This is a genomic window from Streptomyces sp. BA2 (assembly GCF_009769735.1).
In the GTDB taxonomy this organism is placed as follows: domain Bacteria; phylum Actinomycetota; class Actinomycetes; order Streptomycetales; family Streptomycetaceae; genus Streptomyces.
This window is the reverse complement of record NZ_WSRO01000002.1, coordinates 6,423,215-6,436,952: the sequence shown is the minus strand read 5'-3', so window position 1 is coordinate 6,436,952 and position 13,738 is coordinate 6,423,215. Positions and strand designations below refer to the sequence as shown.

Below are 13,738 nucleotides of genomic sequence, written 5' to 3'. Positions count from 1 at the left end.
GGGTGCCGGTCGCTTCAGGCCCCGCCGCGGCAGCCGAGAAGGAGGAGACCGCAGAAGATCACGGGACTACACTAGGCACACGTCAGCTCCTCAGACAAGTACTCCTCAGACAAGTTAGGCCCCGCAATGCCGCTCGGCTCCCTGCGCCCCAGCCCCCTGGTCGAACAGGCCACCAAGCGTCTGCGCGAACAGATCACCGGCGGCCAGTGGCCCATCGGCAGCAAGCTGCCCGGCGAGACGACCCTGGCCAAGGAACTCGGCATCGGCCGCTCCACCGTCCGCGAGGCACTGCGCTCGCTCGCCGGGGCCGGGCTCGTCAAGGCCCGGCAGGGCGCCGGCGTCTTCGTCATCGCGACGGAACCTGTCGCCGACTGGCCCACGAGGCTGCGGCGCGCGGCGGTCTCGGACGTGTACGAGGTGCGGATGCTGGTGGAGGTGCAGGCGGCACGCCTTGCGGCGATGCGGCGCACCGACGAGGACATCACGGCGATGCGCGACGCGCTCGAAGGCCGCAGGGCCACCGCAGCCGCGAGCGACGCCGCGTTCATCGACGCCGACATCGCCCTGCACGCGGCAGTCGTGGCGGCGGCCCGCAACCCCGTCCTCACGGACCTCTTCGCGGAGTTCGCCCCCGTACTGCGGGAGGGCCTGATCAACCTCCTCGACCTGATCGACGTACGCACCGAGGAGACGAACCACGGGGACGCCGCCCACGCCGCCCTCGTACGGGCCGTCGAGGCGAAGGACGCGGAGGAGGCGGCACGCGTGGCACAGGCCGAACTCCAGGACACCCTCGGCCGGTTGCTGGCCCGGGACTAGACCTCGGCCCGGCCGCCCGCTCCCTTGCCGGGCCCCTCGCGCCTCCCACCGTCGCCCCCGTACAACCGCGCCGACGCGTCCTCACCGTCGTCATCCTCTGGCTCGGCACCCTGCTCATCGCCGTCCTGCGCCATCGGGTTCCTGATGACCCGGCCGGCGCCCGGTCAGGAGCGGGGCTCCTCCCCGATCGTCGGCGCCCACAGCGTCGGCGTACCGGACGGCGGTACCACGGCCGTCAGCACGTACGGAGCCCTCCGAGCCCCAACCACCCGCGCCGATGGCGCTGCCCGTCCTGCCGGAACTCTGGGCATCCACCCCCTCCTGATGGGGCCGCTCCTGGTCCTGACGATCCTCCTCTCACCCTTCGGGCTGCTGCTCTTCCTGCTGCTGCGCGCGATGCGGGCAAGCCGGGCGAGCCGGGCGGACCGTGATCAGCCGCGGTCGGCGTCGCCGGTGGGCTCCATGCCCTTCTGATCGACGACGGCACGCTCCAGAACCGCGACGCTGCCGTTGAGCACCTCGGGGTTGCCCGCCTTGCCCGGCTTGCCGCCCGGCTTGTGGTTCTTCGTCATGTAGCCCCGTGAGCCGAGGTAGGCGAAGGTCTTCTTGTCGAAGATCCATTCGCTGCGGGTCGCGAACGCCGACTCCCCGATGGTGATGCCGATCCCGTGGCGGCCCGCCGCGTCCACCGCGTCGGGCACCACGACCACTCCGGGGAGCTTCGCGACCGCCTTGTAGAAGGCGGCGGCGTTCTCCGGCGGCATGACCGACCCGCCGACCAGATCACCGATCCGGTCGAAGACGGCCTGCGCCTTCGTCTCCTGCCCCTCGATCACCCGCGTCTCGGCGTACAGCTTCTTCAGCAGGGCGTCGGGGTCGGTGGGCAGCGAGGCGAGCCAGTCGTACGTCGGCCGGTCGGGCCCCTCCGGTATGGCACCGGAGTCATCGGAACCGTCCACCGCGGACGCCTCGATGGGCAGGTCCTGCCCGGCCATCGGCGCGCCCTTGCCGCTCGCGCGGCTCATGCCGATGTCCGTGACGGGGGCGGGGTTCTGGTTCAGCCAGACCTCCTCCGTGTACGGGGTGCCGAGCTTCACCGGGCCGTCGAGCTTGCCCTCGTTGCCCTGGACGAGGCTGCGCGTGTAGACGAACTGGCTGTCCTTCACCGGCTTCGTGCCGGACTTCAGGGACGCGTTCGCGATCCGGTCGAGAGTGACGGCCGCGCCAGGGGCGGCACCCCGGCCGGCACCCATGTCGCGTACGCCGTCGCCGTTACCGTCACCGAGGGGAAGCGTGGCGGCCAGGATGCCGGCCACCGCGAGCGCGGCGGCGGCCGGCATCAGCACCGCGGGACGCAGGAGCGCGCGGCGGGGCGATGCGGGGGCGGGGGCCTGCTGTGCGTCGGCGGTGTCTCGGTCGATCTGGTGCATCAGGACGTCCTTGTGGTGAAGGTGACGCCCCGGCGGAAGTTCCCACTCGTCTTCGCCCGACTCCGGCAGCAGGCGGGCCAGTTCAGCGGCCTCGGCCTCTCCCCGGGGCGGGGTGGCGGCGTTCATCGGAATTCCTCCCGCAGGGGCAGGGCCGCGAACGCGGCCTCACTCTCTACCTCTCCGCGGCCACGAAGAGGTTCCGTCACGTCATTCACTTCCGCCACACCAGTCCCGTCGCTGCTGCCGCCCCCGTCCTCGCTGAGCCTCCGCAGCCGCGCACGAGCCCGCGAGAGCCGCGAACGCACCGTGCCGACCGGAACGCCGAGCGCCTCGGCGGCCTGCGCGTAGTCGAGCCCGGACCACACGCACAGCACGAGCACTTCACGCTCCTGCCGACGCAGCCGCCGCAGCGCGTCGTGCACCGCCGCGAGCCGCCGCGCGTCGTCCATCCGCCCCGCTGACTCCTCCGCGAAGTCCGCCACTTGGGGCGGCGCCGGCTGACGCGACAGAAAGGCGAGCCGACGCCTCAGACCGCGATTGGCGTTCTGCGCCTTGTGCGTCGCGATGCCGAGCAGCCACGGCTTGAGCGAACCGCCGTCCGGTTCGAGCCGGTCGCGGGTGCGCCAGGCCGCGAGGAAGGTCTCGGACATGACCTCCTCAGCGGCCGACCAGTCGCCGGTCAGCCGGAGGGCGTGGCTGTAGACCGTCCGCGCGTACGCCTCGTACAACTCACCGAACGCCTCCCGCTCACCTGCCCGGATACGTGCATGGATGCCATCTCCCAGTTCACTAGGCCTCACACCACGTATCTCTCCGCGCACCCGAACAAGTTCCTGTGCCCCTCATCACACACCACGGAATAGCCGAGCCGTTCCGGAGGTTGGCTCCGGTACGAGCTACGAGTACAAGCTACGACACAGGCGAACCAACCCCGGAAGGGTCAGTCATGAAGATCGGCATCATCGGCGCGGGCAACATCGGCGGCAACCTCACCCGCCGCCTCACGGCAGTCGGCCACGACGTGGCCGTGGCGAACTCCCGCGGCCCGCACACCCTCACCGCCCTCGCCGAAGAGACCGGTGCGACGCCGGTGACGGTCGAGGAGGCAGCCCGCGGCGCGGAGGTCGTCGTCGTAACGATCCCCCTGAAGGCCGTACCGAACCTGCCGTCAGGCTTCCTCGACGGCGCCGCCGAGAACGTCGCCGTCATCGACACCGGCAACTACTACCCCCAGCAGCGCGACGGGAAGATCGCCGAGATCGAGGAGGGCCTGACCGAGAGCCGCTGGACCGAGCGCCAGATCGGCCACCCGGTGATCAAGGCCTTCAACGGCACGTACGCCCAGGACATCCTCGACAAGCCCCAGCCCAAGGGCACCCCCGGCCGCGTCGCCCTCCCGGTGCCGGGAGACGACGAGGCCGCAAAGAAGGTCGTACGCGACCTCATCGACGAGATCGGCTTCGACACCGTCGACACGGGCGGCCAGGACGAATCCTGGCGCCAACAGCCGGGCACCCCGGTCTACGGCCTGGCCAAGGACACCGAAGCGGTCACCAAAGCACTGGCCGAGGCCTCCCCGGAACGCACGGCGGAGTGGCTCGCCTGACCCACGCCACGGGCCGCGCGCGGGGACGGCTACGACTGCGGCTTGGCCCAGTCCCGCAGCGCGTCCTCACTCGCGAAGTCCGCCACGTTCTTGTCCAGCGGCGTCGACGTGTACTGGTGGATCCGCCACTTCGCCTTGATGCGCGGCTTGCCCGCCGTGACGTAGTCGGCGATCCAGAGGGCGTCACCCGCGTACGAGGTGGTGTCGTGGTTCAACCAAAAATCGCGGTTGCAGTACAAGATCGTTCGGTGGTTCGGCCGCAGCCTCTTCACCTCCCGGATGAACCGGTCCTTCTCCGCGTTGCTCGCGCGCGTGCGGTCCCCCGTCCACTCCCAGTCCACCGCCAGCAAGTCCCCTGATTTCTCAGGGGCCTTGCTGACGAAATACTCCGCCTGGGCCGTGATGTTCCCCGGCCACAGGAAGTGGTAGAAGCCCACCACGCAGCCGCCGTCCCGTGCTCGCTTCGTCTGGGCCGTCAGGCGTGGGTTCACGTACGAGCGGCCCTCCGTCGCTTTTATGATCACGAAAGAGATGCCGTCCGTGTCGAATGTGGACTGGTACGAGCTGACGTCGATGCCTTTGAGCACGGGCGACCTCCTGAGCGGCAGGGGGGAGGGGGGGGTAGGTGGATCTACCCTTTTTGTGCCCGGTGGCCGCTATGGTCAACCGTTGAACAGCTCAGCGGAAGATCCCGGTGTGGCCGAGTGAGTAGCGGCCAGGTTGCGGGTAGACAGCGAGGCCGTGTGGGCCGCCGCCCACCGGGATGCGGGCGGTCTGGACTCCGGTGCGGGTGTCGATGGCGTACACCTCGGAGTCGTAACGCCCCGAGAGCCAGAGGGTGTTGCCGTCCGCCGACACTCCGCCCATGTCGGGGCTGCCGCCCTGGGGGAGCTTCCACTTCTTGGTGAGCTTGTTCTTGGGGAAGTCGAAGACGGAGACGGTGCCCTCGCCGCGGTTGGACACGTACATCTCGCGCGAGTCCCTGCTGACGTACAGGCCGTGGGTGCCCTTGCCGGTGGGCAGGAGCTTTGGTTTCTCGAACTTGTCGCCGCTCAGGACCCACATGCCGTCGGCCATCATGTCGGCGACGTAGAAGGTCTTGCCGTCGGGCGAGACCTTCACGTCCTGCGGCATGGCGCCCTTGAAGGGCAGCTTCTGCTGGCCGATGACCTTCATCTTCTCCGTGTCGACCTTGAGGAGTTCGCCGGAGAACTCGCAGGAGACGATGAAGTAGCGTCCGTCGGCCGAGAAGTCGGCGTGGTTGACGCCGTAGCAGCTGACCGGTTCGGTCTTGACCTTCTTCATGGTGTGCGGGTCGCGGAAGACGAGCTCGCGGTCCATCGAGGCCATGACGATGGCGTACTTGCCGTTGGGCGTGAAGTAGAGGTTGTACGGGTCGTGGACCTCGACCGGCTTGCCCGCCTTGCCGGTCTTGGGGTTGATGGGGGTGAGCGTGTGGCCTCGGTTGTTGTTGACCCAGAGCGTCTTCATGTCCCAGGAGGGGACGACGTGCTGGGGCTGGATCCCGACGTCGATCGTGTCGATCACTTCGTACGTCTTGGGGTCGATGACCGAGACGGTGTTGGAGTTGGTGTTGGGGACGTAGACCCGGGAGGGGAAGTCCTTGACCACCGGGGAGAGTTTGTTCGGGCGGTCGGCCGCGTAGACGTCCTTCGGGTCGAGGAGGGGCGGCATGCCCGGGAGTCCGGGCGCGACCTTGGGTTTGGCGGGTTTCGGGACGCCCTTGGTGCCGTGGGCTTCGTTCGTGCGCGTGTCGGTGCCGCAGCCGGCGAGCGCGGCGGCGACGACGGCCCCGGCGGCGATGACCGCTCCGGTGCGCTTGGTGAGGTTCAGGTGCAGGGTCATCAGGTCAGCAACTCCGTGGTCGTCACCGCGCGCAGGTCGCGGCGGTCCAGTTCTTCCAGGACGGCGGGGAGCGCGGCGACCGTGTCCGCGTACCCGAAGTGCAGGCTCACGACGGAGCCGGGGCGTACCTCTGAGGCGATCTTGCGGGTGACGGCCGGGGCGCCCGGCGAGGTGAAGTCGAGGGAGTCGACGTCGTACGAGAGGACGTGCGGGTAGCCGGCGCGGCGGGCGAGGCGGGCTACGAGGGGGGTCGCGGTCTCGGCGCGCGAGGGGCGGAACCAGGTGCCGATGGAGCCGGTGAGGCGGCGCAGGCGGTCGGCGCAGCCGGTGATCTCGGCGTAGGCGTCGGCCTCGGGCAGGTCGTTGATGGTGCGGTGGTGGTGGGTGTGGTTGCCGAGGTCGTGGCCGCCGTCGAGGATGCGGCGGGCGAGTTCGGGGTGTTCGTCGAGCCAGCTGCCGACGGCGAGGACGGTGATCCTGGCGTCGGCCTTCTCGGCGATGGTGAGCAGGGACCGCGCGGTGGCGGGGTCGCCCTGGCCGTGGAAGGTGAGGGCGACCTGGGGCCGGCCGCGGGGGCTGTGCGTGATCTGGTCGGGGAGGCCGGGGAAGCGGCGGGGTGCGGGGGCGGCGCGGGGTGTTTTCGCGGCGGGGTGCCGGGCGGCGGGAGCGGCCTGGTCCGCGGGGGCGGCTCCGAAGGAGGAGCAGCCTGCGGTGAGCGCGCCCGCGACGGCCAGTGCGGCGCCCGCGCGCAGGGCTCCACGGCGGTCGGTCTCGGTCACGCGACCATTTAATGGGCAAAGGGGTCAAAAGCTGCTTATTGCCCCTACGTGATCCCTGCGGGTCGGGGCCGCGAAGGCCGGCGGCTGCTCTATCACCCCTTGCGGAACACCTGTCACAGCCTGAACTTAACCAGCGTTTACCAGGCAGGTGTCCCAGCTCACCAAGGATTCACCTTCGAACTGCCCCAGTTTGCGCCCGTATGCCCGGATAGGGACTTTTGGATCGCTGGCCCCCGTCTGCCATAGTCGGAGCCACGACCCCCATTGACCCGGGCTCAGGTCGTTCTCAGCGCCCGCGGACCACACCCCTTCGTCCGCGGCGCTCCGCGCAGGCCCCCGTCACGCCGCAATCGGCGACCGGGGGCTTTCGCGTATCAGCGGTCGGCCACCCGCATCTCGAACCACGTCGTCTTGCCGCGCGGCAGCAGATCCACGCCCCACCGGTCGGAGAGCTTGTCGACCAGGAAGAGGCCCCGGCCGCTGAGGTCGAGTTCGTGTACGGGCATCAGACAGGGCAGTCCGCGCGAGGGGTCGCGCACCTCGATCCTGATCCAGCCGCGGCGCCGCATCATCCGCAGCCCGAAGACGCGGGCGCCGGTGTGCCGCACGGCGTTGCCGACGAGTTCGGAGGTGAGGAGCACCGCGTCCTCGGTCAGCTTCGGGGAGAGCCCCCAGTGCCGGAGCACCACGACCTGGGCGAGGCGGCGCGCGATGGCGGCGGACTCCGGGCGCGACGGCAGCGGAACCTCCGCGTCCGTCGGATTGCCGAACAACTCGAGCGCCTTGAGCGCGTGTTCGTCCTCAACCGCCGGCGACCAGCGCGCCGCGGTCGCACTCCCGTGTCGCCGCGGCTGTTCGATACCCTCCAGCCCCGCCATGCCACCCATCATGGCCGCACAGAGCGTGTTCCGGGGCCGTTCCGACGGAATAAGCCCCCCGGAACCATCCGTTCCGGGGGGCTGGGTAGGCATATGCCAGTGGCAGCCAGGCCCCTGCGACACCCCTGCTGACCTGCGATGACCACCCGCTTACGGATGATCACTTAGGGGTGCGGGGAAGGCGGACTTAAGGTTCTCTTAAGCCGCGCATAATCCGCTCCTTCGGGGGACACTTTGGCTGACGTAGCCTCAACTGCGCGCGTCCTGACGGGACTTCACAGGCGGGACTTCACAGGCGGGACTTCACACGAGCGCTTCAGAGGAACTTCGCCTTGCCGGGGCCCTCCTCGACGAAGCTGCGCATGCCCCGCTCACGGTCCTCGGTGGCGAACAGGCCCGCGAACCAGGTGCGTTCAATCGCGAGCCCGGTGTCGATGTCCGTCTCCAGGCCCGCGTCCACGGACTCCTTGGCGGCGCGCAGCGCCAGCGCGGGCCCCTGCGCGAGCCGCGCGGCCCACTGGAGCGCCTGCTCGTACACCTCGGCGGCGGGCACGACGCGGTCCACCAGGCCGATGGTGAGCGCCTCTTCGGCCTTGACCATGCGGCCGGTGAAGATGAGGTCCTTGGCCTTGGACGGGCCGACCAGACGGGACAGGCGCTGGGTGCCGCCCGCGCCGGGGATCAGGCCGAGCAGGATCTCCGGCTGGCCGAGCTTGGCGTTGTCGGCGGCGATGCGGAAGTCGGCGCAGAGGGCCAGCTCGCAGCCGCCGCCGAGGGCGTAGCCGGTGACGGCGGCGACGACGGGCTTGGGGATGCGGGCGACCGCGGTGAAGGAGTCCTGCAAGCCCCTGGAGCGCGCGACCATCGCCGCGTGGTCCATGGCCTGCATCTCCTTGATGTCCGCGCCCGCCGCGAACACCTTCTCGCCGCCGTAGATGATCACGGCGCGTACGTCGTCGCGCCGGGTCGCCTCTTCGGCAAGCTCCTTGAGCCGGTCCTGCAGGGCGATGTCGAGCGCGTTCATCGGGGGGCGGTCGAGGCGGATCGTGCCGACGCCTTCGGCGACTTCGAGATGCACAGATGTCATGCGAGGCACGTTAGCCGTGCCTCGCATGACGGGGACATGCGGCCGGGTGTTCCCGGCGGGCCGGTCAGGCCTTCCGACCGGTCAGGCCTTCCACTTCTCCCAGGACATGTTCCAGCCGTTGTAGCCGTTCTCGGGCTGGATCGTCTTGTCCGCGGAGTTCTTCACGACCACGAGGTCCCCGATGAGGGAGTTGTCGAAGAACCATCCGGCGGGCGTCTTCTTGCTGTAGCCGCCGCGCACGTCGCTCAGGCCTATGCAGCCGTGGCTGGCGTTCGTGTTGCCGAAGGCGCCGCCCGACCAGTAGTTGCCGTGGATGAACGTGCCCGATGTGGACAGGCGCATCGCGTGCGGGACGTCCTTGATGTCGTACTCGCCGCCGAAGCCGACGGTCTCGCCGTTCATGCGCGTGACCTGGAGCTTCTCGCTGATGACCATCTGGCCGTTGTACGTCGTCGTGCCGGGGGCGCCCGCGGTGATCGGGATCTTCTTGATCTGCTTGCCGTCCCGGACGACCTTCATCTGGTGCGACTTGGCGTCGACGGTGGAGATCTGGCTGCGGCCGATCGTGAACTTCAGGGTCTTGGCCTGCTCGCCGTAGACCCCGGGCCGGCCCTCGACGCCGTCGAGGTTGAGGTTGACGGTGACCTTCGTGCCCGCCTTCCAGTACTTCTCGGGGCGGAAGTCGATGCGGTCGTTGCCGAACCAGTGCGGCTCGACGTCGACGGCGGGCTCGGTCTTGATCTGGATGGCCTTCTCGACGTCCTCGGGAGCGGTGATCCCCCGGTTGAAGTGGACCGAGAACGGCATTCCGACGCCGACCTTCGAGCCGTCCTCCGGCGTGAACTGCCCGATGAAGGTGTTCTTCGGGGTCAGCGTCGTGAACGACGTGTCCTTGGCGGACTCACGTCCCTCGGAGTCCTTGGCTATCGCGTGGACCTTGTACTTCGTGGAGGCGGCGAGGTGATGCGCCGGCGTCCACGTGGCGCCGCCCGAGGTGATCTTGCCCGGGACCGGATTGCCCTTGCTGTCCTCGACCTTGACCTGGGACAGCTTGCCCTTGTCGGCGGCTATCTTCAGGGCGCCGCTGGTGGCGACCGCCTCGGCGCCGTCCTTCGGGGCTATGGTCACCACCGCCGTCGACGGCGCGTTCTTGTCGGCCGCCTTGTCGCCGGACTTGCCGTCCTTGCCCGAGTCCGAGCCGCCCCCGCCGCATGCCGTGACCAACAGCAGCGTCACACCCGATGCCACCGCAAAGAGGCCCTTGGCCCCCCGTCGTCGTGCGCTCCCCCGCGCACGAACCGACGTCCCCGATATCGGTCGCCCGTTCAAGATGTGTCTCCCCTCGCACGGCCTGGTCAGGCCCGCACCCCAGTGCCTCAGCGCGCACAGACACGCGCCTGCGCTAGATAACCACACGGCCCTGACCGATGACTCCCCGCCAATGTCACTGTTCCGTCCCAACTGCGCAGGTGGCGCGGGTCCTGCCTCAACGACCGTCCGCGGGCTTGGCCTCCGGCTTGGATCCGGGCGGCGCCGTCCAGTCCTTCCACCCCATGTTCCAGCCACCGAGCCCGTTGTCGGGAGCGACTTTCTTGTCATCGCTGTTGACAACTTCCACCACATCGCCGATCAGGGTCCGGTCGAAGAACCACCCCGCCGGTGTCTGTGAGCTGCCGCCCTTCACATCACGCAGCCCCACACAGCCGTGGCTGACATTCGTGTTGCCCGGCGCGTCCGGGGCCCAGTAGTTGCCGTGCAGGAAGGTGCCGGACGTCGTCAGGCGCATCGCGTGCGGCACGTCGGGGATGTTGTACTCGCCGCCGAAGCCGACGGTGCGGCTGTTCATCCGGGTCACCTCCAGCATCTCCGTGACCACCATCTTCCCGTTGTACGTGGGGGTCTTGGGAGCCCCGGCGGTGATCGGCACCGTGGAGAGGACCTCGCCGTCACGGCGTACTTCCATCGTGCGCTCGGCGGCGTCGACCAGGGAGGTCTGGCTGCGGCCGACCGTGAACGAGAAGCTCTTGTCCTGGAGGCCGTAGACGCCGGGGGCGGCCTCGACGTCGCGCAGGCGCAGGCCGACGGTGACCTTCGTGCCGGGCTTCCAGTACTTCTCGGGGCGGAAGTCCACGCGGGTCTTGCCGAACCAGTGCGGCCGTACGTCGACTGCCGGGTGCGCGGTGACGCTGATGGCGCGCTGGACGGCCTCGCGGTTCTCGATCTCCTCGTTGAACTCCAGGGAGACGATCATGCCGGTGCCGACGGTGGAGCGGTTCTCCGGTGACACGTAGGCGATGAACCGCTCGTCGGGGACGGCCGTCGTGAACGTCGTGTGCCGGGCCGAGCGTCGGCCGTGGCCGTCGAGGGCGACGGCGTCCACCGAGTACTTCGCGGCGAGCGCGAGGCCGCCTTCGTCCAGCGGCTTCCAGGTCATGCCGTCCTCTTGGATGCGTCCGGGCACCGGAGCCTCCTGCGCGTCCTGCACCCGGACGACCTTCACCGATTCGAGGCGTCCGTCGGGGACCTCGACCTGGAGCTGTTCGTCTCCCCCGACGCCCTTGCTGCCGTCGTCGGGCGTCACCCGGATCACGTCGGCGGGCGACCGCGGCTTGCCCATCAGCTGGTCGATGCCACCGCCGTCACCGCTGCATCCCGCGGCCCCGGCAAGCAGTCCTGCCCATGTCATTACGGCGGCCAGCGCGGCCCCTGCGCGCCGAGCGCGCCTCGCTACCTGTCTCACGTCCGTCCCAACGACCGTCCCCCTCCTGGGGAAACGTGAGTGCGACGCACGCGCTGGGCAGAACAGTGGGGAGGGCGGCACTGGTCCTGCGGGTCCACATGTGCCGTCCGGTCGGGTACGCCCCGCCGCCGGGACGCGTCAGGGGTCGAGCCGCAGGAGGCGAATGGGTGTCCAGCGCAGCCGAACAGGAAGCACTCCGGGGTGGGCGGCGCGGGACGGGCGCGGCCGCGGGGAACGGGAAGGCCGCCGCCGTGAACGGGACGTCCACGGCGGCGCGCGCCGCGCCGCGGGCCGTTTCTGCCGCGCAGGGGCCGCCCGCGTGGCCGGGGGCGCCGACGCCGCTCGGTGCGCGGTTCAGGGTGGGGCCCGACGGGGTCGCGGGCACCAACTTCGCGCTGTGGGCGGGGGGTGCGGAGGCCGTCGAGCTGTGCCTGTTCGACGACAGGGGCGTCGAGACGCGTACGTCGCTGACCGAGCTGACGCACGAGATATGGCACGGCTTCCTGCCGGGCGTCCGTCCGGGGCAGCGTTACGGCTACCGTGTGCACGGCCGCTGGGACCCGTGGACGGGCGCACGCTGGAACCCGGCGAAGCTGCTCCTCGACCCGTACGCGCGCGCGGTGGACGGCGACTTCGGCGCGCGGGGCCTGCCGCCCGAGGTGTACGGACACGTGCGGGACTGGCCTCAGCAGCAGGTGGCCGACACGGTGCGGGACGACAGGGACTCGGCCGCGTACGTCCCCAAGGGTGTGGTCGTGCACGACGACGCCCCGGACGACGAGTGGGCCGACGACCGGCGCCCGAAGACTCCGTGGGCGGACTCGGTCATCTACGAGGTCCACGTACGCGGCTTCACCAAGCTGCACCCGGGGATCCCCCAGGAGCTGCGGGGCACGTACGCGGGGCTCGCGCATCCCGCGGCGATCGGCCATCTCCTGCGGCTCGGGGTGACGGCGGTGGAGCTGCTCCCCGTGCACCAGTTCGCCCATGAGGACCATCTCCTGCGCCGGGGCCTGAAGAACTACTGGGGCTACAACTCGATCGGTTACTTCGCGCCGCACGCGGCGTACGCGGCGTCGGGGACGACGGGCGGGCAGGTCGGCGAGTTCAGGCGGATGGTGCGGGCGCTGCACGAGGCCGGGATCGAGGTGATCCTGGACGTGGTCTACAACCACACGGCGGAGGCGGGCGAGCTGGGCCCGATGCTCTCGCTCAAGGGCATAGACAACCGCGGCTACTACCGGCTTCAGCCGTCGGACCCGCGGCGGTACGCGGACTACACGGGCTGCGGGAACACGCTCCAGGTGGTGCAGCCGCATGTGCTGCGGCTGATCACGGACTCCTTGCGCTACTGGGTGACCGAGATGGGGGTTGACGGGTTCCGCTTCGATCTGGCGGCGGCGCTCGCGCGTTCGTTCCACGACGTCGACATGCTGTCGCCCTTCCTCGCGGTGATCGCGCAGGACCCGGTCCTGCGGCGGGTGAAGCTGATCGCCGAGCCGTGGGACGTGGGTTCCGGGGGGTATCAGGTGGGGGCGTTCCCTCCCCTGTGGACGGAGTGGAACGACCGCTACCGGGGCGCGGTGCGGGACTTCTGGCGGGGCGCGCTGCCCGATGTGCGGGATCTGGGCTACCGGCTCTCCGGGTCGAGCGATCTGTACGCGTGGGGCGGGCGGCGTCCGTACGCGTCGGTGAACTTCGTGACGGCGCACGACGGGTTCACGCTGCGGGATCTGGTGTCGTACGAGCGGAAGCACAACGAGGCGAACGGGGAGGGGAACAGGGACGGTTCGGACGACAACCGGTCCTGGAACTGTGGTGTGGAGGGCGAGACGGCGGACGCGGGGGTGGCGGAGCTGCGGCGGCGGCAGCTGCGCAATCTCCTGACGACGCTGCTGCTGTCGACGGGGGTTCCGATGCTCGTCGCCGGGGACGAGATGGGGCGTACGCAGGGGGGCAGCAACAACGCGTACTGCCAGGACAACGAGGTCAGCTGGGTGGACTGGGGGCTGCTCGACGATCCGGGGTGGGCGGCGCTGTTCGACCTGACGTCCCGTCTGATCGCGTTGCGGCACCGGCATCCCGTGCTGCGGAGGCGGGCGTTCTTCTCCGGGCGTGCGCATTCGGCGGACGGGCTTCGGGATCTGGCGTGGTTCACGGCGCGCGGGACGGAGATGACGGAGGGCGACTGGTACGCGCCGGCCGCGACGCTGGGCATGTATCTGTCCGGCCGCGACATCCCCGGACGTGACGCCCGGGGTGCGCCGGTCGTCGACGACAGCTTCCTGGCGGTCCTGCACGCGGCGGACCGTGCGGGGAGCTTCGTGCTGCCGGGGGCGCCGTGGGCGCGGGAGTACGAGGTGGTGGTGGACACGTCCCTGGAGGAGCAGGGGGAGGCGCCCGGCACGGTACTGCGCGCCGACGCGACGGTCACGGTGGCCGCGCGGTCGGTGCTGCTGCTGCGGGTGCGGGACGACGTGGCGGGGGGCGGGGGCTGAGGGTGCCCGGCCGTGGTCCGTATTGGTCCGTACCT

14 protein-coding genes are annotated in these 13,738 nt (G+C 69.9%); 4 read left to right on the top strand and 10 right to left on the bottom strand.

Features of this window, described 5'->3' with window-relative positions; translation table 11 throughout:
* Positions 1–126: 126 nt before the first annotated feature.
* Entirely contained in the window at positions 127–819 is a 693-nt protein-coding gene (locus E5671_RS31895; protein WP_160507331.1) for a FadR/GntR family transcriptional regulator, read from the top strand.
* Here the strand turns inward: E5671_RS31895 and E5671_RS45530 are convergent.
* Positions 816–953, bottom strand: coding sequence for a hypothetical protein (locus E5671_RS45530; RefSeq protein WP_202122792.1), 138 nt, complete (start codon positions 951–953; stop codon positions 816–818). The genes E5671_RS31895 and E5671_RS45530 overlap by 4 nt on opposite strands.
* A gap of 10 nt (positions 954–963) precedes the next feature.
* On the opposite strand from E5671_RS45530, the gene E5671_RS45525 reads away from it, so the two are divergent.
* Positions 964–1,293 carry a hypothetical protein gene (locus tag E5671_RS45525; protein WP_202122791.1) on the top strand — a complete coding sequence of 110 codons (330 nt, stop codon included), beginning with the start codon at positions 964–966 and terminating at the stop codon, positions 1,291–1,293.
* On the opposite strand, the gene E5671_RS31890 is transcribed toward E5671_RS45525, so the two are convergent.
* Together E5671_RS31890 and E5671_RS31885 are read right to left on the bottom strand one after the other, a co-directional pair.
* The gene (locus E5671_RS31890; RefSeq protein ID WP_202121332.1) at positions 1,251–2,375 is read right to left on the bottom strand and encodes a CU044_5270 family protein; all 1,125 of its coding nucleotides are present in this window, start codon (positions 2,373–2,375) and stop codon (positions 1,251–1,253) included. The two genes, E5671_RS45525 and E5671_RS31890, sit on opposite strands and share 43 nt — an antisense overlap.
* Positions 2,372–3,049, bottom strand: coding sequence for an RNA polymerase sigma factor (locus tag E5671_RS31885; RefSeq protein WP_443032723.1), 678 nt, complete (start codon positions 3,047–3,049; stop codon positions 2,372–2,374). Before E5671_RS31885 ends, E5671_RS31890 begins: the two co-directional genes overlap by 4 nt.
* Before the next feature lie 35 nt (positions 3,050–3,084).
* Between E5671_RS31885 and E5671_RS31880 the strand changes: the two genes are divergently transcribed.
* Positions 3,085–3,855 carry an NADPH-dependent F420 reductase gene (locus tag E5671_RS31880; protein ID WP_336605896.1) on the top strand — a complete coding sequence of 257 codons (771 nt, stop codon included), beginning with the start codon at positions 3,085–3,087 and terminating at the stop codon, positions 3,853–3,855.
* Positions 3,856–3,884: 29 nt separating this feature from the next.
* Here E5671_RS31880 and E5671_RS31875 read toward each other — a convergent pair whose 3' ends face one another.
* The 7 genes from E5671_RS31875 to E5671_RS31845 form a co-directional block, all read right to left on the bottom strand.
* Positions 3,885–4,442: a GH25 family lysozyme gene (locus tag E5671_RS31875; protein WP_160507329.1), complete on the bottom strand. Its 558-nt coding sequence runs from the start codon at positions 4,440–4,442 to the stop codon at positions 3,885–3,887.
* A gap of 91 nt (positions 4,443–4,533) precedes the next feature.
* On the bottom strand, positions 4,534–5,721 hold the full coding sequence (locus E5671_RS31870; RefSeq protein ID WP_202121331.1) for a YncE family protein: 1,188 nt from the start codon (positions 5,719–5,721) through the stop codon (positions 4,534–4,536).
* On the bottom strand, positions 5,721–6,500 hold the full coding sequence (locus E5671_RS31865; protein WP_160507328.1) for a polysaccharide deacetylase family protein: 780 nt from the start codon (positions 6,498–6,500) through the stop codon (positions 5,721–5,723). Before E5671_RS31865 ends, E5671_RS31870 begins: the two co-directional genes overlap by 1 nt.
* A gap of 374 nt (positions 6,501–6,874) precedes the next feature.
* On the bottom strand, positions 6,875–7,378 hold the full coding sequence (locus tag E5671_RS31860; RefSeq protein ID WP_160507327.1) for an ATP-binding protein: 504 nt from the start codon (positions 7,376–7,378) through the stop codon (positions 6,875–6,877).
* 316 nt (positions 7,379–7,694) lie between these two features.
* On the bottom strand, positions 7,695–8,465 hold the full coding sequence (locus E5671_RS31855; RefSeq protein ID WP_160507326.1) for an enoyl-CoA hydratase/isomerase family protein: 771 nt from the start codon (positions 8,463–8,465) through the stop codon (positions 7,695–7,697).
* An 81-nt stretch (positions 8,466–8,546) separates the two neighbouring features.
* The gene (locus tag E5671_RS31850) at positions 8,547–9,794 is read right to left on the bottom strand and encodes a L,D-transpeptidase (protein WP_202121330.1); all 1,248 of its coding nucleotides are present in this window, start codon (positions 9,792–9,794) and stop codon (positions 8,547–8,549) included.
* Between the two features lie 157 nt (positions 9,795–9,951).
* Positions 9,952–11,151 carry a L,D-transpeptidase gene (locus E5671_RS31845; protein WP_160507324.1) on the bottom strand — a complete coding sequence of 400 codons (1,200 nt, stop codon included), beginning with the start codon at positions 11,149–11,151 and terminating at the stop codon, positions 9,952–9,954.
* 221 nt (positions 11,152–11,372) lie between these two features.
* Between E5671_RS31845 and glgX the strand changes: the two genes are divergently transcribed.
* On the top strand, positions 11,373–13,703 hold the full coding sequence (gene glgX / locus E5671_RS31840; protein ID WP_160507323.1) for a glycogen debranching protein GlgX: 2,331 nt from the start codon (positions 11,373–11,375) through the stop codon (positions 13,701–13,703).
* The last annotated feature ends 35 nt before the right edge of the window (positions 13,704–13,738 follow it).